The 23,348-nt window shown below is 58.3% G+C and carries 22 protein-coding genes, 1 tRNA gene and 1 rRNA gene; 6 read left to right on the top strand and 18 right to left on the bottom strand.

Translation table 11 applies throughout. From position 1 onward, the window contains the following. Positions 1-90: 90 nt before the first annotated feature. Positions 91-1,785: a cytochrome c oxidase subunit I gene (ctaD, locus tag MHX61_RS10175; RefSeq protein ID WP_150850758.1), complete on the bottom strand. Its 1,695-nt coding sequence runs from the start codon at positions 1,783-1,785 to the stop codon at positions 91-93. A 342-nt stretch (positions 1,786-2,127) separates the two neighbouring features. Beyond that, on the bottom strand, positions 2,128-3,117 hold the full coding sequence (gene nrdF, locus MHX61_RS10170) for a class 1b ribonucleoside-diphosphate reductase subunit beta (RefSeq protein ID WP_204611074.1): 990 nt from the start codon (positions 3,115-3,117) through the stop codon (positions 2,128-2,130). A 146-nt stretch (positions 3,118-3,263) separates the two neighbouring features. Between nrdF and MHX61_RS10165 the strand changes: the two genes are divergently transcribed. Further along, on the top strand, positions 3,264-3,959 hold the full coding sequence (locus MHX61_RS10165) for a FadR/GntR family transcriptional regulator (protein ID WP_239194578.1): 696 nt from the start codon (positions 3,264-3,266) through the stop codon (positions 3,957-3,959). 55 nt (positions 3,960-4,014) lie between these two features. Here the strand turns inward: MHX61_RS10165 and nrdE are convergent, their stop codons facing one another. The 6 genes from nrdE to MHX61_RS10135 form a co-directional block, all read right to left on the bottom strand. After that, entirely contained in the window at positions 4,015-6,177 is a 2,163-nt protein-coding gene (gene nrdE, locus MHX61_RS10160; protein WP_239194575.1) for a class 1b ribonucleoside-diphosphate reductase subunit alpha, read from the bottom strand. Between the two features lie 55 nt (positions 6,178-6,232). After that, positions 6,233-6,664 (bottom strand): class Ib ribonucleoside-diphosphate reductase assembly flavoprotein NrdI, encoded by a 432-nt coding sequence (gene nrdI / locus MHX61_RS10155; RefSeq protein ID WP_239194572.1) that lies wholly within the window; start codon positions 6,662-6,664, stop codon positions 6,233-6,235. Positions 6,665-6,687: 23 nt separating this feature from the next. Next, entirely contained in the window at positions 6,688-6,927 is a 240-nt protein-coding gene (gene nrdH / locus MHX61_RS10150; RefSeq protein ID WP_204611069.1) for a glutaredoxin-like protein NrdH, read from the bottom strand. Between the two features lie 306 nt (positions 6,928-7,233). Beyond that, the gene (locus MHX61_RS10145) at positions 7,234-8,139 is read right to left on the bottom strand and encodes an alpha/beta fold hydrolase (RefSeq protein WP_239194570.1); all 906 of its coding nucleotides are present in this window, start codon (positions 8,137-8,139) and stop codon (positions 7,234-7,236) included. 164 nt (positions 8,140-8,303) lie between these two features. After that, positions 8,304-8,426, bottom strand: a complete 123-nt coding sequence (gene ykgO, locus MHX61_RS10140) for a type B 50S ribosomal protein L36 (protein ID WP_003847162.1) — start codon at positions 8,424-8,426, stop codon at positions 8,304-8,306. Positions 8,427-8,546: 120 nt separating this feature from the next. Continuing rightward, positions 8,547-9,902: a sugar porter family MFS transporter gene (locus tag MHX61_RS10135; protein WP_239194568.1), complete on the bottom strand. Its 1,356-nt coding sequence runs from the start codon at positions 9,900-9,902 to the stop codon at positions 8,547-8,549. 27 nt (positions 9,903-9,929) lie between these two features. Here MHX61_RS10135 and nadE point away from each other — a divergent pair, with 27 nt between their 5' ends. Next, positions 9,930-10,751, top strand: coding sequence for an ammonia-dependent NAD(+) synthetase (gene nadE / locus MHX61_RS10130; RefSeq protein WP_239194566.1), 822 nt, complete (start codon positions 9,930-9,932; stop codon positions 10,749-10,751). Here the strand turns inward: nadE and MHX61_RS10125 are convergent. Together MHX61_RS10125 and MHX61_RS10120 are read right to left on the bottom strand one after the other, a co-directional pair. Next, the gene (locus MHX61_RS10125; protein ID WP_239194564.1) at positions 10,748-11,473 is read right to left on the bottom strand and encodes a fructosamine kinase family protein; all 726 of its coding nucleotides are present in this window, start codon (positions 11,471-11,473) and stop codon (positions 10,748-10,750) included. The two genes, nadE and MHX61_RS10125, sit on opposite strands and share 4 nt — an antisense overlap. A 30-nt stretch (positions 11,474-11,503) precedes the next feature. Then, positions 11,504-11,878, bottom strand: coding sequence for a DUF805 domain-containing protein (locus MHX61_RS10120; RefSeq protein ID WP_239194562.1), 375 nt, complete (start codon positions 11,876-11,878; stop codon positions 11,504-11,506). Between the two features lie 80 nt (positions 11,879-11,958). On the opposite strand from MHX61_RS10120, the gene MHX61_RS10115 reads away from it, so the two are divergent. Next, positions 11,959-12,867, top strand: coding sequence for an NAD(P)/FAD-dependent oxidoreductase (locus tag MHX61_RS10115; protein ID WP_239194560.1), 909 nt, complete (start codon positions 11,959-11,961; stop codon positions 12,865-12,867). Between the two features lie 52 nt (positions 12,868-12,919). Here the strand turns inward: MHX61_RS10115 and MHX61_RS10110 are convergent. From MHX61_RS10110 to pgm, 4 genes are all read right to left on the bottom strand, one after another. Next, positions 12,920-12,992: transfer RNA gene (locus MHX61_RS10110), tRNA-Ala, on the bottom strand. Positions 12,993-13,068: 76 nt separating this feature from the next. Continuing rightward, positions 13,069-13,800: a thioredoxin domain-containing protein gene (locus MHX61_RS10105; protein WP_239194558.1), complete on the bottom strand. Its 732-nt coding sequence runs from the start codon at positions 13,798-13,800 to the stop codon at positions 13,069-13,071. Between the two features lie 54 nt (positions 13,801-13,854). After that, on the bottom strand, positions 13,855-14,319 hold the full coding sequence (locus MHX61_RS10100) for a MauE/DoxX family redox-associated membrane protein (RefSeq protein ID WP_239194556.1): 465 nt from the start codon (positions 14,317-14,319) through the stop codon (positions 13,855-13,857). A 16-nt stretch (positions 14,320-14,335) separates the two neighbouring features. After that, on the bottom strand, positions 14,336-15,952 hold the full coding sequence (pgm, locus tag MHX61_RS10095; RefSeq protein WP_239194554.1) for a phosphoglucomutase (alpha-D-glucose-1,6-bisphosphate-dependent): 1,617 nt from the start codon (positions 15,950-15,952) through the stop codon (positions 14,336-14,338). 136 nt (positions 15,953-16,088) lie between these two features. On the opposite strand from pgm, the gene MHX61_RS10090 reads away from it, so the two are divergent. From MHX61_RS10090 to MHX61_RS10080, 3 genes are read left to right on the top strand one after another with little or no spacing between them, the layout of a single operon-like run. Then, the gene (locus MHX61_RS10090) at positions 16,089-17,510 is read left to right on the top strand and encodes a sodium:alanine symporter family protein (protein WP_239194552.1); all 1,422 of its coding nucleotides are present in this window, start codon (positions 16,089-16,091) and stop codon (positions 17,508-17,510) included. Positions 17,511-17,520: 10 nt separating this feature from the next. Beyond that, positions 17,521-17,823, top strand: coding sequence for a fluoride efflux transporter family protein (locus tag MHX61_RS10085; protein WP_239194550.1), 303 nt, complete (start codon positions 17,521-17,523; stop codon positions 17,821-17,823). Then, entirely contained in the window at positions 17,820-18,179 is a 360-nt protein-coding gene (locus MHX61_RS10080) for a CrcB family protein (RefSeq protein WP_204611046.1), read from the top strand. Before MHX61_RS10085 ends, MHX61_RS10080 begins: the two co-directional genes overlap by 4 nt. A gap of 50 nt (positions 18,180-18,229) precedes the next feature. Here MHX61_RS10080 and MHX61_RS10075 read toward each other — a convergent pair whose 3' ends face one another. From MHX61_RS10075 to rrf, 4 genes are all read right to left on the bottom strand, one after another. Further along, complete coding sequence (locus tag MHX61_RS10075) at positions 18,230-20,773, bottom strand: ABC transporter permease (protein ID WP_239194548.1); 2,544 nt, start codon at positions 20,771-20,773, stop codon at positions 18,230-18,232. Beyond that, on the bottom strand, positions 20,774-21,502 hold the full coding sequence (locus MHX61_RS10070; protein ID WP_204611044.1) for an ABC transporter ATP-binding protein: 729 nt from the start codon (positions 21,500-21,502) through the stop codon (positions 20,774-20,776). Between the two features lie 151 nt (positions 21,503-21,653). Next, positions 21,654-22,895 carry an HNH endonuclease signature motif containing protein gene (locus MHX61_RS10065; RefSeq protein ID WP_239194546.1) on the bottom strand — a complete coding sequence of 414 codons (1,242 nt, stop codon included), beginning with the start codon at positions 22,893-22,895 and terminating at the stop codon, positions 21,654-21,656. Positions 22,896-23,238: 343 nt separating this feature from the next. After that, positions 23,239-23,348: ribosomal RNA gene (gene rrf / locus MHX61_RS10060) — 5S ribosomal RNA — on the bottom strand; the annotation flags it as partial.

Below are 23,348 nucleotides of genomic sequence, written 5' to 3'. Positions count from 1 at the left end.
GCAAACAAGATACGCCAAAGCCGCCTCCCACGGCCCTTGGCGGGCTGGGAGGCGGCTTAAGTCAGGAGTGCTTTAGCGAGTTATATCGCTTTAGTGGCTACCCACGTGTGCTTCTTCGCGCATGCGCTGAACCATGTGCGGGTAGTGCAGCTCGAAGGCCGGACGCTCGGAGCGGATACGCGGCAGCGAAACGAAGTTGTGGCGCGGCGGCGGGCAGGAGGTTGCCCACTCGAGGGAGTTGCCGTAGCCCCATGGGTCATCCACGGTAACGATCTCGCCGTAGCGCCAGGACTTGAAGACGTTCCACACCAGCGGGATAACGGAAGCGCCGAGGACGAAGGAGAAGATGGTGGAAATCTGGTTGAAGACCGTGAAGCCATCGGACTCCAAGTAGTCAGCGTAACGACGCGGCATACCCATGTTGCCGACCCAGTGCTGAACCAGGAAGGTGCCGTGGAAGCCGATGAAGGTCAACCAGAAGTGAATCTTGCCCAGACGCTCGTCCAGCATGCGGCCGGTCATCTTCGGGAACCAGAAGTACAGGCCGGCGAAGGCGGAGAACACAACCGTACCGAACAGGGTGTAGTGGAAGTGCGCAATTAGGAAGTAGGACTCAGCCAGCTGGAAGTCCAGGGCCGGGGATGCCAGCATAACGCCGGTCATGCCGCCGAACAGGAAGGTAGCCATGAAGCCCATGGCGAAGATCATCGGGGTATCCCAGGTGATATGGCCCTTCCACATGGTGCCCACCCAGTTGAAGAACTTAACACCGGTTGGAACCGCAATCAGGAACGTCATGAAGGAGAAGAACGGCAGCAGGATAGCGCCGGTGACGAACATGTGGTGTGCCCACACAGCCATGGACAGGGAGCCGATGGCCAGCAGTGCGAAGACCAGGCCGATGTAGCCGAAGACCGGCTTGCGGGAGAAGACCGGAACGACCTCAGACACAACGCCGAAGAACGGCAGCGCGAGGACGTAAACCTCAGGGTGGCCAAAGAACCAGAACAGGTGCTGCCACAGGATGCCGCCACCATTAGCGGAATCGTAGATGTGGCCGCCCAGCTTGCGGTCATACAGAACGCCCAGTGCCGCAGCGGTCAGCAGCGGGAAGATCATCAGCACGATGGCGGACGCGGTAAACACAGCCCAGCTGAAGACCGGTAGACGGAACATCGTCATGCCCGGTGCGCGCAGGGTCAGGATGGTCGTAATCATGTTGACAGCGGAGGCAATGGTACCGACACCGGTAGCGCCCACGCCGACGATCCACATATCAGCGCCGATGCCCGGGGTGTGGACACCATCAGCCAGCGGCATGTACATGGTCCAGCCGAAGTCAGCCGCACCACCTGGGGTAACGAAGCCCAGCAGCATCACGGTGCCGCCCAGCAGGGTAACCCAGAAGCCGAAGGCGTTCAGACGCGGGAAGGCCACGTCCGGCGCACCAATCTGCAGCGGCAGGATGTAGTTACCAAAGCCCCACACGACTGGGGTCGCAAACAGCAGCAGCATCACGGTGCCGTGCATGGTGAACAGCTGATTGAACTGCTCATTGGACAAGAACTGGAGACCCGGGGTGAACAGCTCCGCGCGGATCAACAGTGCCATAAAGCCACCGAGGAAGAAGAAGCTGAAGGACATGATCAAGTACATGATGCCCAGCTGCTTGTGGTCGGTGGTGGTTAGAAATACCCAAGCCTTTGAACCGGTCTTCGCGTTACCGGTTGGCTCTGGACGTGTGGGGGCGACGTAATCGTCGACCCGTGGCGCCACAGCGGTCATAAAATCCTCCTGAATAACAAAGTGTCTGTGGACAGACTCCACCTACACCTAGGTTTACTCGCCTTATATTAGGCCATTTTCCCCTGTTCTTTCCAGCTTCCCCCAATACTTCGCCACAAGGCCAAGCCTCACCACTGACCACATCTGCCACATTGCCCCTGCACGTGGCGCGGCCACTATTTCCACCGACGGTTTTCGCCAAAGATCCAGCGTGCTATATGTCACAGCCGCGCCGAATTGTGCGGGCCCAAAACGCAAAAACACACCCCCGCTCGTTATCAACCTTTCGGTTGAGTTCGAGCAAAAGGTGTGCCGCTAGACCACGCTGATCAGCGGGAATGCTTAGAAGTCCCAGTCATCATCCGTGGTGTCCTCAGCCTTGCCGATGACATAGGACGAACCCGAACCAGAGAAGAAGTCATGGTTCTCGTCGGCGTTCGGCGACAACGAGGACAAGATAGCCGGGGAAACGCGGGTCTCATCGGCTGGGAAGAGCCCCTCAAAGCCCAAGTTATTCAGCGCCTTATTGGCGTTGTACCGCAGGAAGCGCTTAACGTCCTCGGTCCAGCCCAGGTCATCGTAGAGATCCTCGGTGTAGTCGATCTCATTGTCGTAGAGGTCATAGAGCAAGTCGAAGGTGTATTCCTTCAGCTCCGCTTGGCGCTCTTCATCCAGCTGCTTATACGCCTGCTGGAACTTATAACCAATGTAGTAGCCATGCACAGCCTCATCGCGGATAATCAGGCGGATGATATCGGCGGTGTTGGTGAGCTTCGCGCGGGAGGAGAAGTACATCGGCAGGTAGAAGCCGGAGTAGAACAGGAAGGACTCCAGCAGCGTGGAGGCCACCTTCTTCTTCAGCGGATCATCGCCCTTGTAGTAGGACAAGATGATCTTGGCCTTCTTCTGCAGGTTCTCGTTTTCTTCGGACCAGCGGAAGGCATCGTTGATCATCGGCGTGGACGCCAGGGTCATAAAGATATTGGAATAGGACTTGGCGTGCACGGACTCCATGAAGGCGATATTGGTGTAAACCGCTTCCTCATGCAGAGTCTGGGAATCCGGAAGGAGGGAAATCGCACCCACCGTGCCCTGGATGGTATCCAGCAGCGTCAGGCCGGTAAAGACCCGCATGGTGGTTTCCTTTTCCTTCTCCGTCAGCGTCTTCCAGCTGGGCAGGTCATTGGAGACGGGGACCTTTTCTGGCAGCCAGAAATTACCGGTGAGGCGATCCCAAACCTCGAGGTCCTTTTCATCCGGGATGCTATTCCAGTTAATGGCCTTAACTGGCTTTTCATGACTAGAAACGTAGTCATCGTACTCGTGCGACACGCGGCGTCACTCCAATACATAATACGGACACTTTTAGCTCCCCAGCATACCCAATTCGCCCGCCCTCTAAATCATTGTGGTGGATGCCTCATGCCTATACTGATCCCAGCTATACCGAGTGCCCGCACAGAGAGGATTCACCCACGATGAGCGCCACCCCTCCCCTACTCGGCTCCGTGGTGGATCAACTCGGCGCGGATATAGTAAGCGGAGACCTCGCAGAGGGTGAGCGGTTCCGGCTGGGGGACGTCGAAAAGCGCTTTGGCATCTCCCGCACCGTAGCCCGCGAGGCCATGCGCGCCTTGGAGCATCTCGGCATGGTGAGCTCTGGGCGCCGAGTGGGAATCACGGTGCTGCCGATGGAAAAGTGGGCGGTCTATGACCCGGCGGTCATTGGCTGGCGCTTAGACAACGATAAAACGCGCGGGCAGCAAGTGGCCCGACTCAACGAGCTGCGGCTTGGCATCGAACCGGTGGCCGCGCGTCTGGCTGCAGGCAATGCCACCGCCCAGCAGCGAGCTGAATTGCTGGGCCTCGCCGCGCGCTTGGCCGAGCTGGAATCCACCCCGTCTCCGCGCGTAGGCGAAGAATTAGAAACCGATCTGCGCTTCCACACCCTCATCCTGCGGGCCTCCGGCAATGAGATGCTGGCCGCGCTCGCCCCTTCCCTAGTAGCGATGCTCAAGGGCAAGTCTGTCTTTGGGTCCCGCAAGCGCGACCCCATCGGCGGCACCACACAGCTACACATGGAGCTGGCCCGCGCCATTAATGCCGGGCTTGCCGACGCCGCCGAAGAGACCTCCCGCACCATTCTCGACCGCACCCGGGCAGAAAACGGCTAAGCGCCTCGCTGCACGTCCTTCCCCACGACGTGCAGCGAGGCGCTTTACCTGCGGTTTAGAGCATGCAGGATACGCAGCCCTCGACCTCGGTGCCCTCCAGCGCCATCTGGCGCAGGCGGATGTAGTACAAGGTCTTAATGCCCTTACGCCACGCATAAATCTGCGCGCGGTTGACATCGCGGGTGGTCGCGGTGTCCTTGAAGAAGAGCGTGAGCGATAGGCCCTGGTCCACATACTTGGTGGCTACGGCATAAGTATCAACGATCTTCTCGTAGCCAATCTCATAGGAGTCCTTGAAGTACTCCAGGTTGTCATTATCCATGTGCGGCGCCGGGTAGTAGACGCGGCCGATCTTGCCCTCCTTGCGGATCTCAATCTTGGAGGCAATCGGGTGGATGGACGAGGTGGAGTTATTGATATAGGAAATCGAGCCCGTCGGCGGCACCGCCTGCAGGTTGCGGTTATACAGGCCATGCTTGGCCACATCCTGCTTCAAGTCCTCCCAGTCCTGGGCGGACGGGGTGTGGATCGAAGAGGCGTCGAAAAGCTCCTGCACCTTCTTGGTCTTCGGCTTGAACTCTTCCGGATCGTAGCGGTCGAAGAATTCGCCGGAGGCATACTCGGACTGCGGGAACTCCGTGAAGTACTCGCCGCGCTCGCGGGCAATCTTATTGGAAGCGCGCAGCGCCGCATACAGCACGGCCGCAAAGTAGGCATTGGTGAAGTCCAAGCCCTCTTCCGAGCCATACTCGATGTGCTCGCGGCCCAAGTAACCGTGCAGGTTCATCTGGCCCAAGCCGATGGCGTGGGACTCGTCATTACCACGGCGCACGGACGGAACGGAATCGATGGAGGTCTTATCCGCCACTGCGGTCAGGCCGCGGATGGCGGTTTCCACCGTATTGGCGAAGTCCGGCGAATCCATGGTCATCGCGATATTCAGGGAACCCAAGTTGCAGGAAATATCGCTGCCCAGCTCTTCATAAGTCAGGTCCGCGTTGAATTCGGAGGCGGAGTTGACCTGCAGGATTTCCGAGCACAGGTTGGACATGTTGATCCACGAGGTCTTCACCGGATTCGCGCGGTTTACGGTGTCCTCGAACATGATGTACGGGTAACCGGACTCGAACTGCAGCTCGGCCACGGTCTGGAAGAAGTGGCGGGCGTTAATCTTCTTCTTGCGGATGCGTGGGTCTTCCACCATCTCCTCATAGTGCTCGGTGACGGAGATGTCACCGAAGGCCTTGCCATAGACGCGCTCGACGTCATACGGCGAGAAGAGGTACATATCATCATTGCGCTTAGCCAACTCAAAGGTGATATCCGGCACTACAATGCCCAGCGAGAGGGTCTTAATGCGGATCTTCTCATCCGCATTCTCGCGCTTGGTATCCAGGAAGTTCATGATGTCCGGGTGGTGCGCGTTGAGGTAGACCGCACCGGCACCCTGGCGGGCACCGAGCTGATTGGCGTAGGAGAAGGAATCCTCCAGCAGCTTCATCACGGGGATGACGCCGGAAGACTGGTTCTCAATGTGCTTAATCGGGGCACCGGACTCGCGGATATTAGACAGCAGCAGGGCCACGCCGCCGCCGCGCTTGGAAAGCTGCAGCGCGGAGTTGATGGAGCGGCCGATGGACTCCATATTGTCCTCTATACGCAGCAGGAAGCAGGAGACGAGCTCGCCGCGCTGGGCCTTGCCAGCGTTGAGGAAGGTCGGGGTAGCCGGCTGGAAGCGACCGGTCATGATCTCGTCTACGAGGTGCTCGGCCAAGCCTGCGTCGCCGTCTGCCAAGAACAGGGCGGTCATGGACACGCGGTCCTCAAAGCGCTCGAGGTAGCGGCGGCCATCAAAGGTCTTCAGCGTGTAGCTGGTGTAGTACTTATACGCGCCCAGGAAGGACTTGAAGCGGAACTTATAGGAATAAGCGCGCTTGAATAGCTCCTTAATAAAGGAGAAATCATACTGCTCGATCACCTGCGGGTCGTAGTACTTGTTATTAATCAGGTAGTCGATCTTTTCTTCCAGATCATGGAAGTAGACCGTGTTTTGATTTACGTGCTGCAGGAAGAATTGGTTAGCGGCCTCGCGGTCTTTATCAAACTGAATCTTGCCGTTTGCATCGTAGAGATTCAGCATCGCGTTCAGAGCGTGGTAGTCCAACTGCTCTTCTGGCTTTACTGGCTCGGCGACGGTCTTCCCCAATTGCGTACTCACAGCTGACAAGGCCTTTCTTAAAAAATCAGGATCTTTATTTAAGTCGTAGTGGGCGCTAGGCCGCGGCCTCGAGCCCAAGCTCGGCGGCGTTAGCCAATAAGCCTTCACGACAAATTTTTATATCGTCTTCGTTTCCCAGCAACTCGAAACGATATACATAGGGCACTTTACATTTGGCGCTGATGACGTCACCAGCCTTGCCAAAGTCGGCGCCAAAGTTGCTATTGCCACCCGCGATTACCGCGCGAATGAAACTACGGTTGTGCTCATCGTTCAGGAACTTAATTACCTGTGTGGGCACGGGCCGGGAGTTCTGGTGGTTAATGGACGCACCCCCGCCATAGGTGGGGCACACCAAAACATAGGGTTCGTTGACCTTGAGGGGCTCGTCCGTGCGGCGCAGCGGGATGCGCGCGCTAGGAAAGCCCAGTTTCTGCACGAACCGGTGCGTATTTTCCGTCGCGGAGGAAAAATACACGACCAACATCGCTACTGGCCTCCCCTATTCTCTTAAGCAGAGGCCGCTACGGAAGCCAAGCCCTTGATACGGTCAGGGCGGAAACCAGACCAGTGCTCGCCATTAGCCTCAACCACTGGGGCCTGAACGTAGCCCAGTGCCATAACGTAATCGCGGGCCTCTTCATCGGCCGAGATATCGACGAGGTCGTACTCAAGGCCGGCACGGTCGAGGGCCTTCTTGGTGGCATTGCACTGGACGCATGCTGGCTTGGTGTAAACGGTGATAGACATATAGATCCTTAAAGCTCCTGCATTGAAAAATTCGTCAGAGCGGGGCGCGTTTTCCCGCCTATGCGGGCGCTTCCTGCGCCGCTCTGAGCAACATCAACGACACTATACTTTGGGGGAAATGCCCGCAACTAACACAATATGTAGTAGTTACAGCCGTGGTATTCCCAGGATGGCACACCCCCAGGCCCCACATGTTGTCCACACCTACGAACAGCCATGAAACTACACCAATGGTATTCCTGCAGGTTTACCTGGAGTTCACCATTTTGTGTGCCAAAATTCACATTTTAGGGCTGGTACGTCACCTTAAGAGCCGACTACCGAAGGCTCGCCAGAGGCACAGGTCGCCGGGTCCGGACCCTCCCCAGGGGCGCGCTTTAGCCCAAAAATGACCTGACTCAACACCGTCGGGTCGGTCGGCAGCTTGTCGTGCCGAGGAGCCACGCCACAGACTTCGCTTAAGTCAAGGTTGACCACATCGGCGCCGTCGCCAAGCGCCAGCTGCGAAGAGCTATTCGGAGTCACCGTCGTATCCCCCGGCGAGTAAATGGAGGTATAAAGCACGCCTGGCGCGGTATCTGGCAGCGCATTGAGCCGTTTAATAAACTCCGACCCCACCACTTGCTGAATGCCGGCCGTACTTGCCATAAAAGCGGCGAGGTGCGGCGCAAAGGCAATGATTTTAGAGAGCGCCTCCCCCTGCCCGCCCAGCGTGGTGCCGTGGAAGTTACCACCCAGCGCCACTGCATGAGACACATGGTCCGCCCCATCGTGCATCTGCGTATAGGTCTTGATGTGCATGCCACCCTGAGAATGGCCCACTAAGTTTACTTTCTCCGCGCCAGTGACCTCGCGTACATAGTCCACCTGGTCTGCAATTTCCGCTGCAGAATCATCCAAGTCAGCAATTGCCTTGACGCTCGGAATCATATTCTGCAAGGTGACGTCATCGGCACCATAGTCAAAGGCCCACACGCATGCCCCCTGGTCCTGCAAAAGGTGAACTAGATTACCCCACACGGAAGCATTATTCGAGGTTCCATGCAGCAACACAACGGGCTCTGCAATGTCTCCAGAAGGCACACAGGACGGGTCATTGATACCAAGGGACTCCGGCGCAGAGGACTCCCACTCCGGCTCCGCAGCCTGAGCGACAGGGGCGGATAATCCGAGGGCGGCAGCAACAAGCGCAGCAACGATTCGCTGGGACATTCTTCTTCTTTCTTACGGTATGGATAGACAAAATAATTATATTCATATATTTGTCTTTATGCTTACCCGATCTTAAAAGAATTTATCCTCGGCGCCAGAGCCTAGGCATAAAAAATCCGCCCCACTCCGGACAGCCGGAGGGAGCGGACGGAATCGCGAATCAATTAGCCCTGACGAGCCTTGAAACGGGGATCCTTCTTGTTGATCACGAAGACCTTACCGTGGCGGCGAATAACCTGGGCGCCCGGCTTCTTCTTCAGCGACCGAAGGGACTTACGGACCTTCATCGGGCGCTCCTTTCGTTATGCGCAATCTACATGCGGTTGAATAAATAAAGCACGGACTGGGAATCCCCAGCCATGACACGAGGGAAAATTTTACCTCACACGGCCGTCAATACCAAAACACTAAGGCTTGACGACTGCGGACTCGCGCTCGTAGCGCGACTTCATCTCCTCGCCTACCTCATCCAGGCTACGTCCCATCGTCTCTGGAACCAAAACCTTGGTGTAGCCGATGGCGATGAGACCAAAAACTCCGAAGACGATGAACGCCACGGGGCCAGTCAGCCACTCCACTAGCGGCAGGAAATACTGCGCCACGGCCCAGTTGGTTGCCCACAAAGACAATCCGGCGATGCCCATGCCTAGACCTCGCACCTGCAGCGGCACTAGCTCGGAGATAAGCAGCCATGTCGTGGGTGAGACCGCCGCCTGTTGGAAGGCGATAAACAGCGCCATAAATACCAAAGAGACCATGGCCATAGCGGTGGAATCCTGGGCGTGGGAATAGGCGACGGAAAGAATGAATAGCGAGACCACGTTGCCGGTCAGGCCGATGAGCAATAGGCGCTTACGGCCAATGCGGTCTACTACCTTTAGGCCAACCCAGCAGGCGAGCACGGATACCGTGCCGATAACGATGGAGGTGTAGACCGAATTGGCCGTAGAAATCCCCACCTGATTCATCATGGTCGGCGCGAAGTACACGATGGCGTTCACACCGGTAATTTGCTGCGTTAGCCCCATCAGCATGGCCAGCAGCACCGTAATCTGCATCCACCGGTTGGCGGCAAGCGCCTTCCACTCAGACCCGCTGGATTTGCGCGCGGTCTCCTGCGAAGTCAGCTCCGATATATCCATCCCGGCGCGCCCGGCAATTTCTTGAGCACGAGCCATCTTGTCGTTCGTCGCTAGCCATACCGGCGTCTCTGGCAGGAAAGCCATTCCGAGCGCCAGCGCCAGGCCCGGCACGGCGGCCAAGCCCAGCATCCACTCCCAGCTGCCAGTAGAGGCCAACGCGGAGTTGACCAAGTAGGCCATCAACTGACCCACCACAATCGCCAGGGTATTAAGTGAGACCATGCGCCCGCGCACCTTGGCGGGCACTATCTCCGCGATGTACATGGGGGAAACGATGGATACCGCACCCACGGCAAAGCCCAAGAACGTGCGCGCCGTGGCCAGCATCCCCACCGAACCGGACAGGGCGCACCAGATGGAGCCCAACACGAAAATGATGCCACCCGCAATCAACGTAAACCGCCGGCCGAATCTATCGGCAATGCGCCCAGCCGTAAGCGCACCTACAGCCGCCCCCACAAGCAGCATCGAGGTCACCCATCCCTCTTGGTGGGCGCTCATGTCGAATTCGGGGCTAATAAAAAGCAAGGCACCGGACATCACTCCGGTGTCGTATCCAAAAAGCAGCCCGCCGAGGGCCGCTATGCCAGCTACTACCTTGACATAAACTTCCTTATTCACAGCACAATATTGTGTCAGGCGGCTACCATGAACGTCATGTCGAACGATGCCGAAAACCTGCAGCAAACCATCATAAAAGCCCTGGGTGTGCGCCCCTTTATCGATCCAGAAGCGGAAGTGCAGCGCCGCGTGGATTTCCTGGTTGAATACCTGCGCGCCACCGGCGCTAAAGGCTACGTGCTGGGGATCTCTGGCGGCCAAGATTCCACCTTGGCGGGAAAGCTTGCGCAGCTGGCGGTGGAGCGCGTCGACGGCGCGGAGTTTTGGGCCGTGCGCCTGCCCCACGGCGTGCAGGCCGATGAGGACGATGCCCAGATTGCTCTGGATTTCATCCAGCCCGATCACCGCCCCACCGTCGATATCAAGCCGGCCACCTTGGCCCTCGACGAGCAGGTGGCGGATGCGCTGCAGCTTGCCGACGTCACCGATTTCAACCGTGGCAATACCAAAGCCCGCCTGCGCATGACCGCCCAATATGCCATCGCCGGTGAGGTCGGCGCGCTAGTCATCGGCACCGACCATGCGGCGGAAAACGTCACCGCCTTCTTTACCAAGTGGGGCGATGGCGCGGCGGATCTCCTCCCCTTGGCCGGCCTCAATAAGCGCCAAGGCGCCGCCCTCCTAGAGCACCTTGGTGCCCCGCGCTCTACCTGGGAGAAGGTTCCCACCGCGGACTTGGAGGACGATAAGCCCCAGCTTCCCGACGAAGAAGCCCTCGGCGTCACCTACGCCCACATCGATGACTACCTGGAGGGCAAAGCGGTTCCCGACGCCGCCCGCGAGCGCATCGAAACCTTATGGCGCCGCGGCGCCCACAAACGCATCATGCCGCAGGGGCCGAATCTTTAGCTCAGCGCCTCCAAGGTTGCGGCAGCCGCGCGCTCCAACGGGCGGTTATAGCTGGCGCCGTGCGTAAGCGCATGCACCGCCAACGGGTGTAGCTGGTGCATGGGAATCCACTTCTCAATGTCCTTCGGCGCACCATATCCCCGGAAAATCTCCTCGAGGTACGGTGCCCCGAAAAGCGCCAACATCCCCAAATCCGTATGCGGGTGCCCACCATGGGCGGCGGGGTCAATCATGATGCCGCCGTCCGCGTCAAAGAGCAGGTTGCCCGCCCACAGATCGCCGTGGATGCGGGCCGGCGCCACATCCCAACTGCGCGCGACGATGGCGTCGCAGGCACGCCTTACCAAGTCCAGCTGCGCCGCACTAATCCCTGCCAGTTCCGCAAAAGGCAGCACGCGCTGCTGAACGTAGAACTCCCCCCAATTATCCGTCGGGAGGCAGTCCTGTTCGATACTGCCGATGAAGTTCTTGCCTTCCCACCCGGTGGGAGGCGCGCCAAACGCTTCGGCTCCCGCGCGGTGCATGCGTGCCAGCTCCGCACCAAATGTCCGCGCCGCCTCCGGCGTAGGCATGACCTCGTCCACACGCTCGGTTACTATTTCCAGCCCGTCGGCGCTCACGACGTTGACCACCGCGTCGGTGGCCTCCCCGAGCCACCGCAGTCCGGCAGCCTCGGCACCTGCTTGATCTCTGTCGCGTACTCGCTTTGAAAAAGTCTGCATGCCGCCCAGCCTAATCAGGCAAGGAAATTTTTAAAGCGCCGCGCGGCCCTGCGTGGGCAGGGCCATCATAAAGAGCAACGCGATTCCACCGAGCACGGGAATGAACCCAATCAGGCATAACAACCCCGTCCTCCCGGAATCGTGCAGCCGCCGGCACATCAAAGAAACGACTGGAATCACAAGTACCGCCTCGGCAATAGTCTCAATATCCACGCCAAAGCGCCGATCGATAATGCCGATTGCCACAGAACTCAGCACGAGGAAACCGAAAACCCACCAAAACTCACTCATGGACGCCCGGCCACGAAAGTTGAAGTACTTTACAAAGAACCTGCCTAGCGCCTGTACAGGCGACGCCCCATAGAGCGCGTCGCGTGTAAAGAACCCTGTGGATTCATCAGTCATTCTGCGCGCGAGCCCCTTCGATGTTGACTGCATATACTCGGCTGCAAACCATGCTACCCACTTCCTATAAAGGAGGAGCAATGTACTCGGACGTCATCATCATCGGCGGTGGCTTTGCCGGCACCGCTGCGGCCATCACCTTGGCCCGCGCTAACCGAAAAATTCAGTTAATCGATTCTGAGGCTCCCCGCAATCGCTTCAGCGAACATGCCCACGGCATCCTTGGCCTCGATGGCGCGGCTCCCGCCGAACTGCTTCAGCGCGGTCACGCGGAGGTCAAGAAATTCGGCGGAATCATTACCCAGGGCTCGGTGGAGAAACTCACCCGTGTTTCCGAGTGCGAGCCTTGGCAGATAAAACTTGGCAGCGACGAGGTTCTCGAATCCCGCCACGTTCTCGTCGCGACGGGGCTCACGGACAAGCTCCCTGCCGTCCCCGGCCTCAGCGATTTGTGGGGCACCAGGGTCTTTCACTGCCCATACTGCCATGGCTACGAAGTTACCGGAAAGAAGGTTGCACTCATCGGCGGCGCGAATCCGCCTTTTACCATCCGGATCAGCAAGCTGCTGTCCACGTGGACGGACACGCTGACCTTTTACCCCAACGGCCTTGAGCTCACCGATCTTGATCGCACCCAACTCGCCGGATTGGGTGTAGAGGTAAACGATGCGCAAGTGACACAAGTCCGGCCAGAGAAGGCATCGTCGACCGGCGTAGTAGTGCAAAGCTCCACTGGAGAAGACACCTATGAAGCGTGCTTTACAGGGCCCGATTTTCTGCCCAATGACGCACTGCTGCGGGAGGCCGGCTGCGAATTAACCAACGGGTGGGTCAGCGTAGAGCATGGCCAGACCTCGGTATCACGCCTGTGGGCGGCCGGCAATGTGGTCAGCTCGCCGGACCAAGTCTCGCAAGCGATGGGCAGCGGCGCGGCCGTGGGCATCGCCATCGATCAGCGCATGCTCGATGAGGATCTGGTGGAGCTCTAGCCCACCGCAACAAGAAAAAGGAGAGAAACTAATGTTCCTCTCCTTTATATTGTGGAGCTAACGGGATTCGAACCCGTGACCCCCACACTGCCAGTGTGGTGCGCTACCAGCTGCGCCATAGCCCCTCAAACGAGGTGCAACCCTGTGGGCTGCAACTCGCTTAAATATACATGGAGGGTATTTAACTCTCCAAATCGCCTGCTACTGGGTGACGATCTCTACCCAATCTCCCAGGTTCTTGCCGGCCTTTTGGTCCTTTTCGGATGGAACATCCTTGCCATTTTGAACAATACGCGGCGAGGAGACAGAGCCGGTTTCTTTATCCAGCTTGTCGTAGTTGGTCTTCGCCACCTTATTGCCCTGCTTGACGTCTACATCCTTGATGGAATCAACGACATCATCGTCCGCGCCAAGCTCCTTGGCTTGGTCAGCGATATCTCCGGTCTCCCACTTATTTGCTACACTCTGCTGGTTTTGCATGAGGAAATCACGCAAATTCCAGTAAGTCTTGGCATCACCGGACTTGGCCAACTCGGACATTGCGGCTGCCGCCTTGGTGGAGTAGCCGTCCTGGCTTTCAATATGTTCGCCATCCAAGAAGTTGAGGGTACGTACATGGACGATGAGCTTGCCGTCCTCGATAGCCTGCTTCATTTTGCCATCAGTGGCCTGCGCCAATTCTGCACAATGTGGGCAGGAGTAATCTTCGTACAGATCTACCTCAGGGGTATCGTCCGTAGCATTTTCGCCCTTCAGCGTGATAGCGCCGTCACTGTACTCCATCGTCATATTGACGTCTTCGATGCCATCATCGGACTGTTTACCGTTCCACACGATGTAGCCAATGACAACGGCAATGATGACGAGGAGTACTCCGACTCCCCAAATAAATCCGTTGCCACCCTTGGCGTTCGGGTCAGATACTTTGCTCATTTGAACCTTGCCTTTGAAATTCTTCGGACTCGATCAGCCTACCTTGCCCCACTACTAGGGGTGAAGGGCAAACTTGGTGAAAGGGCGCTTGATGGTCCATAGGGTCAGGAATAGATATGCGGCGTCGCGCAGCAGCGTCTTCGCATAATCCATTCCTCGGTCAGGATTTTGGGCGTCAAAGCCAAAGCAGCCGCAGTCAATATCCAGTCCACGGGCCCAAGCTTGTGCGATGCCCACCATAAAGAGCAGCAACACGACGGTGGCCACGATGGAGGACTTTCGCAAAAACAGCCCGAGCAGCAAGAGCACGCCACCAATAACCTCCAGTGGGCCAATGACCGTTGCGAGGTAAAGAGCCCAATCAGGCGTAAAAATGTCATAGCCCTTGATGGCCTGGGTCATGTCTAGAGTCTTGCCGAGCTTATGCACGCCGGCGTCAATCCACACCCAGGCCATAAAGAAGCGGGCGATGAAGCTGATGCTATCTAGCACCAGCTTCCCATTAATCTTGCTACTCACGAGGATGAGTGTAGCGTTAAACCCCTAATACATGGGAAACAACTGCCTGTGCTTCTGCTTGTACCTGTCTGAGATGTTCCTCACCCAGGAAAGACTCCGCATAGATTTTGTATTTGTCTTCCGTACCAGAAGGGCGGGCAGCGAACCACGCATTCTTAGTCGCCACCTTCAGGCCGCCGATGGCGGCACCGTTGCCGGGCGCCTCAGTTAGCTTGGCCACGATCTCCTCCCCTGCCAGCTCCGTAGCGCTGACTTTTTCGGGAGATAGCTTCTTCAGGATGGCCTTTTGCTCGCGGTTAGCTGGGGCGTCGGTACGGGTATAGGCTGGGGCGCCGAAATTTTCCGCCAGCTCTGCATAGCGCTGGGACGGGCTCTTACCCGTCACCGCGGTGATCTCCGCGGCAAGCAGATCCATAATGATGCCATCCTTATCGGTGGACCATACGGAGCCATCGAAGCGGAGGAAAGACGCACCGGCGGATTCTTCGCCACCGAAGCCAATGGTGCCTTCGACCAATCCCGGCACAAACCACTTGAAGCCGACGGGAACCTCCACCAATTCGCGGTCCAGGTTTTTCACCACGCGATCGATCATGGAGGAAGACACCAGGGTCTTTCCCACACCAGCGCTCCCCCACTGCGGGCGGTGACTAAAGAGGTACTCGATAGCCACGGCAAGGTAGTGATTGGGGTTCATTAGGCCGGCATCGGGAGTGACAATGCCATGGCGGTCCGCGTCGGCGTCGTTGCCGGTGGCAAGGTCGAACTTTGAGCGGGCGTCGATAAGCGAGGCCATAGCATCAGGCGAGGAACAATCCATGCGGATCTTTCCGTCCGTATCCAAGGCCATAAAGCGGAAAGTGGCATCCACCTCCGGATTCACCACGGTCATGTTGAGCTCGTAGTGGTCAGCGATGGCCTTCCAATAATCCACGGAGGCGCCACCCATGGGATCAGCGCCAATGCGCAGGCCGGAATCCTTAATGGCCTGCATATCCACCACATTTTTAAGGTCAGCCACGTAGTTGTGCACGTAGTCGTGCTTCACGCAGCGCTCGTCCAGCACGCCCACGACAGGCGTCCGCTTCACGCCCTCCAGCCCGGCGCGCAGGTACTCGTTGGCGCGACCCGCAATCCAATCGGTGGCCTGAGCGTCGGCCGGGCCCCCGGTAGGCGGGTTGTACTTGAAGCCGCCATCGCGGGGAGGATTATGGGACGGGGTAATCACGATGCCATCGGTGCCGGGGTGGGTCAGGATGGCGTGGGAGACCGCCGGGGTCGGCGTGTAGCGGCCGCGCTCGTCGACGCGAACCTCCACCCCATTGGCCAGCAGCACCTCAAGGGCGGAGACCATGGCGGGCTCGGAGAGCGCATGGGTATCGCGGCCGATGAAAATCGCCCCAGCAACGCCTTGTTCCGCGCGGTAATCCACAATGGCTTGGGTAATCGCTAGGATATGAGCCTCATTAAAGGCTCGATCCAGCGCGGAGCCGCGGTGGCCTGAGGTACCGAAGGACACCTGCTGATCCGGGTTATCGGCGTCCGGGGTACGGGTGTAGTAGGCGGTGACCAATTCTGCGATATCAATAAGATCCGCGGGCTGTGCCAGCGTGCCGGCGCGCTCGTGGGCCATGGCGTGCTCCTTGAAGGGTTGGGGTGGTATGCCATTCCAGCTTGCCTTCTCTCCCGTGGTTGCGCAGGACGAATATTCCCCCGGCTGGGGGTATGGGCAAATTTACTCCATTTCTATAGTTCGCTAGATTTACAGAATGGACTCGCTTAATTCCATCCTCTCCGCCATCAGCACCGTGGTGTGGGGACCATTCGTCCTCATTCCCCTCCTGCTGGGCACCGGCCTGTGGCTGACCATTCGTTTGGGCGGACTGCAATTCCGAGCGCTGGGCCGCGCGACGCGTCACGTCTTTGCCACAGACTCTGACGAACAGTCCACCGAGGGTGATATTTCCAATTATCAGGCGCTGACCACCGCCCTTGCCGCCACCGTGGGAGTGGGAAATATCGTGGGCGTGGCCACCGCGTTGTCGATCGGCGGCCCTGGCGCACTGGTATGGATCTGGATTACCGGCCTTGTGGGCATGGCGTCCAAGTACACCGAGGCCTACCTGGGTGTGCGTTTTCGCACCACGGATTCCAAGGGCGAGATGTCCGGCGGGCCGCAGCAATACCTAAAGCGTGGCATCCCCGGACCACTCGGATCGGTACTCGCAGTATTCTTTGCCATCTTTGCAATTTGCGCCTCCTTTGGCATCGGCAACCTCGCCCAAGCCAATGCTGTGGCCACCAATATGGAATCAACCTTCGGTATCGCCCCAGCGGCCACCGGTGCAATCCTCTTCGTCTTGGTGGGATCCGTACTCCTCGGCGGAATCCACGCCATCGGGCGCATTACCGCCGCCTTCGTACCGTTGATGATCATCGTCTACGTCCTGGGCGGGCTCTATGTAATCTTCTCGCATGCCGCGGAGATTCCCGCCGCCTTTGCGATGATTTTCAGCGATGCCCTCACCGGCACCGCCGCCGGCGGTGGATTCGTAGGCTCCACCATCATGATGGCTATTCAATACGGTGTTGCCCGCGGCATCTTCTCCAATGAGTCCGGCATGGGCTCCGCCGCCATCGCCGCCGCGGCTGCCAAGACCCCGCACCCAGCGCGCCAGGGGTTGGTATCGATGACGCAGACCTTCATTGACACCATCATCGTGGTAACCATCACTGGCTTGGTCATTGTTGTGGGCGGTACCTGGGATATGGGCCGCGACGAGGCTGGAATCATGACAGCCGAGGCCTTTTCTCGCGTACTCCCAGGTGACTGGGGCGGCACCATCGTTTCGCTCTCCATTATTTTCTTCGCCTTTTCCACCATCATGGCCTGGGCATACTACGGCGAGCGTTCCCTGGAGTCCCTCTGCGGCCGCAAGGCCTCTATCCCCTACCGCATGTTTTTCGCCTGCCTCCTCTTCGTCGGCTCCGTCTCGGAGCTCGAGCTCGCTTGGACCTTCTCGGACCTGGCCAATGGCCTCATCGCCATCCCGAACCTCATTGGCCTGCTCCTGCTCTCCGGCCTCGTGGCCCGCGAGACCAAGGCCTACCTAGCCTTTGACCCCAAGCTCAATAAGCCAGTCGATGAGGTGCGCGCGTTCGTAGAGTCCCAGGGGATGGACTGGAAGTAACATAGGCCGCATGCCTCAGTTCCTCGTCGTGGGTGCTGGCGCTGCGCTCGGCGCGGTAGCCAGGTACCTCCTCTCCGCCGCGCTCGGCGGCGGCATGCTCCCGCTGCTCCTTATCAATATCCTCGGCAGTGTCCTCATGGGCTACGTCCGCCCCGGCCCCTTTTGGGGCACCGGCGTGCTCGGCGGTTTCACCAGCTTCGCTACCTTCGCTTTCCTAACCTCCGAGGCCCATTGGGCCGTCGCCCTGGCCTATGTCCTAGCCACCATCGTTGGCTGCGTGGGCGGCTACTTGGCAGGTGACAAGCTGCGATGAATCTTCTCTGCGTCCTTATCGGCGGCTTCATCGGCGGCAGCCTGCGCTATGGCTTTACCCGGCTTGTCCCCGCCCGCTACTGCACTTTCGTGGCGAATATTTTGGGCTCTCTAGCCCTTGGCCTGGCCTATGGTTTCGCCCAGCTTGCCGACGCCCCCCTTCTCCACCCCTTCCTCGCCCTCGGCCTCGCCGGCGGCCTATCCACTTGGTCCACATTGGCGAAGGAACTGGGTGAGATGATCAAACGCAAACAGTGGTGGCGACTGTGCAAATACCTCTTCTGGACCATCGGACTCGGCATCGTTCTAGCCTGGCGCGGCACCATCTGGGCGGCCCGCATTTATCACGGCATATAAGCAAAATGGTCTCATTCTCCACGCGAAGAATGAGACCATTAGCTGTATACCTAGTCTGCGATTGCCTCCAATGGCGGCGTCTTTGCCGCACGGTTCGACGGCCAGACGGCCGCGATAATGCCGACGATAGCCGAGCCTACGAGCATAATGAGCACCATCGCCCACGGAATCTGCGCGGAATCCAATCCCTCATCACCGAGAATCTTGATAAAGGACCAGCCCAAGCCAAGGCCGATAAGGATGCCCATCACCGCGCCAAAGAGCGCAATCTGCACCGACTCAAGAGTGATCATCGTGCGGATCTGGCGGCGCTGCGTACCCACGGCACGCAACATGCCAATCTCCTGGCGTCGCTCAATAACACCCAGGGTCAAGGTATTGACAATTCCCAGCACGGCAATAATCACTGCAAGGGCAAGCAGACCATACAAGATGGAAAGCATCTGGTCGATGAACCCGGCGGCTTGGCCCGCATACTCCTCGCCAGAATTAACCTGAACCACGACCAAATCCTTGACCGAGTCCTCTAGGTTGTGGCGCAGTTCTTCCTTGTCATAGCCTTCCTGGCCCAAGACGCCCACCATTTGGACGGTAAAGGACTTCTTTGGTGCGACCTTTTCCGCCACATCCTGCGAAAGCACCATATTCTGGACCACATCGGTGGGCTTAAAGGTACCGACCAGCTTGGCCTCGGCCTTCTTGTCCTTTTCCGCAGAAGTAACCTTGTAGGTCTCTCCTACCTTCCAGCCGTGTTCCTTGGCAAAATCTTCGGTAGCAATGAAGCCCTTCTCCAAGTTGGCATCGCCCTCGACCATGTCGAGCGCAATCATCGACGACGGATCTCCATCCGCAGTCGTCGTTTGCTGGAATTCTGGACCATAATCCATCGATGCCTGACCATCGACGGTCACCGGAGCCATACCGACGGTAATCACCTTATCGACGCCCTCGGCCTCCGCCGCGCGCTTACCCGTATCCTTCGGCGTCGGGAATTCACCGGAGCTAGGACCGGAAAGCAGGTAATCAGAAGTGATGTTCTGCTCCACGGTATCGGCCACAGAAGACTTCATCGTTGCACCAAGCATGCCAATAGCGGTCACCAGCGCCACGCCCAAAGTTAGCGCGAAGGCAGTGGCGGCGGTGCGGCGCGGATTGCGTCGCGAGTTAGTCGCCGCCAGTGAACCAATAGCGCCAAACGGTGCACCGATTGCCTTGCCCACCGTCGGCACCAGAGGCAGCGACAAAGCAGGGCCGGCCAGGAAGAATCCGACGATGACGCCGAACGCGCCAACGCCGACGAGGATGGCGCGGACGCTGGTTTCGCCGTCGGAAAGCACGCCTGCCAACGCCGCAACAATACCCACCAGCAAGATAGTGGCACCGAAAATCGTGCGTACCTTCAGGGAAGTTCCGGAAGCAGATTCGGTAGTGCGCATTGCCTCCACCGGCTGTACGCGGCCCGCGCGCCGTGCCGGCGCCCACGCGGATACAACCGTCACGATGGTGCCCAAAATAATTGGAACTACGATGGCCGAAACGCTCAGGCCCAAGCCGCCATCGAGTGACATTCCCTGCGCGCTCATGACTGCCTTAATGATTGCGACCAAACCCATACCCGCAATCACGCCAACAATGGAGCCCAGAACGCCAACAATGGCGGACTCCACCACCACCGAGTTTGTAATCTGGCGACGGGAAGCACCCAGCGCACGCAAGAGAGCGAACTCCTTCGTTCGCTGCGCGACAATCATCGAGAAAGTATTCGCAATGATGAAGGTGCCTACCAGCAGCGCAATCAGGCCGAAGGCGATGAGGAAGTAATTGATGAACTTCAAGGCAGAAGACATCATCTCCGAGGTCTCCTCAGCCAGGCGCTCACCCGACTCCGCCTTGACTTCATACTTCTCGTTCAGGTGGTCCACCAAGGCATTCGCATCCACTCCATCGGCTGCAGAAACCTTGAGCTGGCTCGGCTCGCCGTAGCGCTCCAGGTAATCCTTTTCAGCCATGCTCAGCACGATGCTCTCGCCCTGGTCTACCGCGGGCTCCGAGATGCCAGAGACGGTGACTTCATCCTGCTCATCGGGGTGAACCACAGTCAGCTTCTGGCCCACGGAAATGTCGTACTTGTCGGCCGCGGAAGAGTTGATGAGGACCTCGTCCTTACCGCTAGGCTCCTCGCCCTCCTTCAACTTATCGGCGCCACCAACGACCTGGTCTTCCGGGTAGAACGGAACAACACTGGCCGTGCCGCCCTGGGTTTGAAAGGCCTCCGAGTTCTCATCGGCCGCGACAACGGTCTCCGAATCCGCGATATTGATGTTCTTGACATCCTTATCGTCGGCCAACTTCTGGCGCAGCTTGTCATCCAGTTTCGCGCCATTGTCGTCTTTTTGGCTCACCACTGCATCCACGCCGCGGAACTGATTATCCACAGCGGAGTCAAACGTCGACTTCAGCGAATTGGTAAACATAAACGAGCCGGCAATAAACGCGGTGCCCAAAACCACCGCGAGAATCGTCAGCCCAAGGCGCAGTTTATGCGCCACGATATTGCGCAGAGACACTCTACGCATTGCGTTTCCGCGTGCCATTTAGCCCTCAATCTCCGCCATTACCTGGTGAATGGCCTCCATCGTCGGATTGTGCAACTCATTCACAAGCTTGCCGTCAGCAAGGAAAACCACCCGGTCCGCATACGAGGCGGCCTTGGCATCGTGTGTCACGATGACCACTGTTTGGTCGTCCTTATCCACCGCGGTTCGCAAAATGTCGAGCACCTCGGCCGAAGAATTCGAATCCAGGTTGCCCGTTGGCTCATCGCCGAAGATGATTTCCGGCCGAGAAACCAATGCACGAGCACAGGCCACGCGCTGCTGCTGTCCGCCAGACAATTCAGCTGGGCGGTGTTCCAGGCGCTCTGCTAGGCCGAGGCGGCTAGTGACCTCCTCAAACCACTGCTTATCGACGCCCTTACCCGCAATATCCGTAGGCAGCGTAATGTTTTCAGCCGCAGTCAGCGTGGGCACAAGGTTAAAGGACTGGAAAATAAAGCCCAGCCGGTCACGACGCAAGGCCGTAATGTTTTTGTCATTGAGCGCCGACATATCGGTATCACCGATAAATGCTGATCCGGAGGTCGCTGAATCGAGACCAGCCATGGTGTGCATCAGCGTCGACTTACCGGAACCCGATGGGCCCATGATCGCCGTGAATTCGTTCTTGCCGAATTCAATGGATACATGATCAAGAGCGACGACAGCTGTGTCATCGCTTCCGTATTGCTTAAACAAGTCAACGGCGCGAGCCGCAGCATTAGTCATGAGACAAATTCTCCTTGTAAATGGGAAATTACCTATTTAAGTCTAGCGACCGTGGCCCCCGGCCGACATCATCCCTGAGGAGGAAAACGGCATACGAGAGCCCGGCACCACCGTTCTCGTGGGTCACACACTGCGGGCTCCGGCCTACTCCCTAGCCCTCCTTTCGCTGTGTTCGTTGTTGTTGGTGTGTGAGGTATTGGGCCCAGGTGTGGTTCCAGTGGGTGTGGTGTGTGGCTAATGGTCCCGTGGGGTGGTCTAGTTGGTAGGTGCCATCGCGGTGGAGCCAGGCGATGGTTCCGGTAATCGGGTCGAGGATGTAATGGACTCTGCGGTCGGTTTTGATGTTGTGGTGGTGTTGGCAGAGGTTTACTAAATTATCTGGGCTGGTAGGCCCGCCAAGGTGGTATTCGATGCGGTGGTCGAGTTGGCACCTAGTGGCGGGGACGGTACAGCCGGGCCAGCGGCAGGTGGCGTCTCTGCCTTGGGTGTAGGCGCGGATGTCGGTGGTGGGGGTGTATGAGTCTGTCTCGTCGGCGTTGAGTCGGCGGATGAAGGTGTTGTCTGTGGGGGCGTGGTTGAGGTTTATCCATCCGGCACCGGGGTGGAAGACCAGGTTGGTCTCGGGGTTGGTGGTAAACGTGTTGATGGCAACGCTGGTGTGGGTGTCTTCGAGTATGAGGTCGATGAGTGCTTGTGCGGCGGTGGTGGTGGCCTGGTTGGTGTAGGCGTCGATGTGGCGGGCGATGATGGTGGCGGTGGCGCTATCGCAGGTTAGCGTTAGTGTGGTGGTGTTATCGGGGTTGTAGTTGATGCGCAGGCGTGGTTCGGGTTGTTGTTCTTTGTCTTCGGGGCGCAGGTGGGTGTCGATGAAGGTGCGGATGAAGCGGCGCAGGTCGGCGTCGGTGGGGACGGTTTGGTTGGGTGTGGTGGGGGTGAGGAAGTCTGCGAGTGCGGCGTCGATGGCTTCGAGGTGGTCTGGGTTTTTGTCTAGGCGGGTGAGTTCGCGGTCGATGATGCGCAGTTTGGTCAGGTCGAGTATCCAATGCTGGCCTTGGACTTCGGTGACTAGGGGTAGTTGGCGCATGCGGAAGTGAGCGCGCAGGAAGCCTAGGAGCTTGTGGTAGGAGATGCCGAGGTCTTTGGCGAGGCTGGTGAGACTCAGGTCGACGTCGTCGTCTAGTTGGGGGAGGATGGCGCGGTAGAGGAACCAGGAGGTTTTGCGTGTGTAGGTGCCGGCTTTGCCGATGTGGTTGCCGGGTGCGTTGGTGGTGTAGAACGCTTCCGGCACATCACCATCGTCTAGGGCCTCGGTGTCGGGGTGGTCACCTATGAGGAGGGTGTCTGGGTAGTCGAGGGTGGTATCTGGTTCGGGCGGGGCAAGTGTGGCAGTCATAAGCAGGACACTCCAGCAGAGAAGAACAGGGTTCGTATGTATTTTCTAACGAATGCCTTTATAGTATCCCGACTGGTGGACATGTGACCCCGGTGGGGGTGTTTATGTTCGAATAAGGTGTCCTAAATCCGCAGGGAACCCCAGAGTCGCGCCACGACCAGCAACGGGGGTAAAAGCAAAGGTTTAGGGTTCGTCGCCTACTACACCCCGGCGGCACGCGGCTCGCTACGTGTTCCGTTGCGTGATGCTTGCTCCCCGCAAAACGTGAAAGAAGGGAAGAGGACGGTGGGTGTTCCGTTCTCTTCCCTTCTTTTGGGTTATTAAATTATCTATTGTTGTTTGGTGTCGGCGGTGACTTACTCTCCCACAACCTCCCGGTTGCAGTACCATCAGCGTGTGCAGGCTTAGCTTCCGGGTTCGGAATGGGACCGGGCGTTTCCCTGCAGCTATTGA

The organism is Corynebacterium sp. ACRPF (assembly GCF_022347395.1).
GTDB lineage: Bacteria > Actinomycetota > Actinomycetes > Mycobacteriales > Mycobacteriaceae > Corynebacterium > Corynebacterium tuberculostearicum_D.
This window is presented reverse-complemented; position numbering and strand designations above follow the sequence as displayed.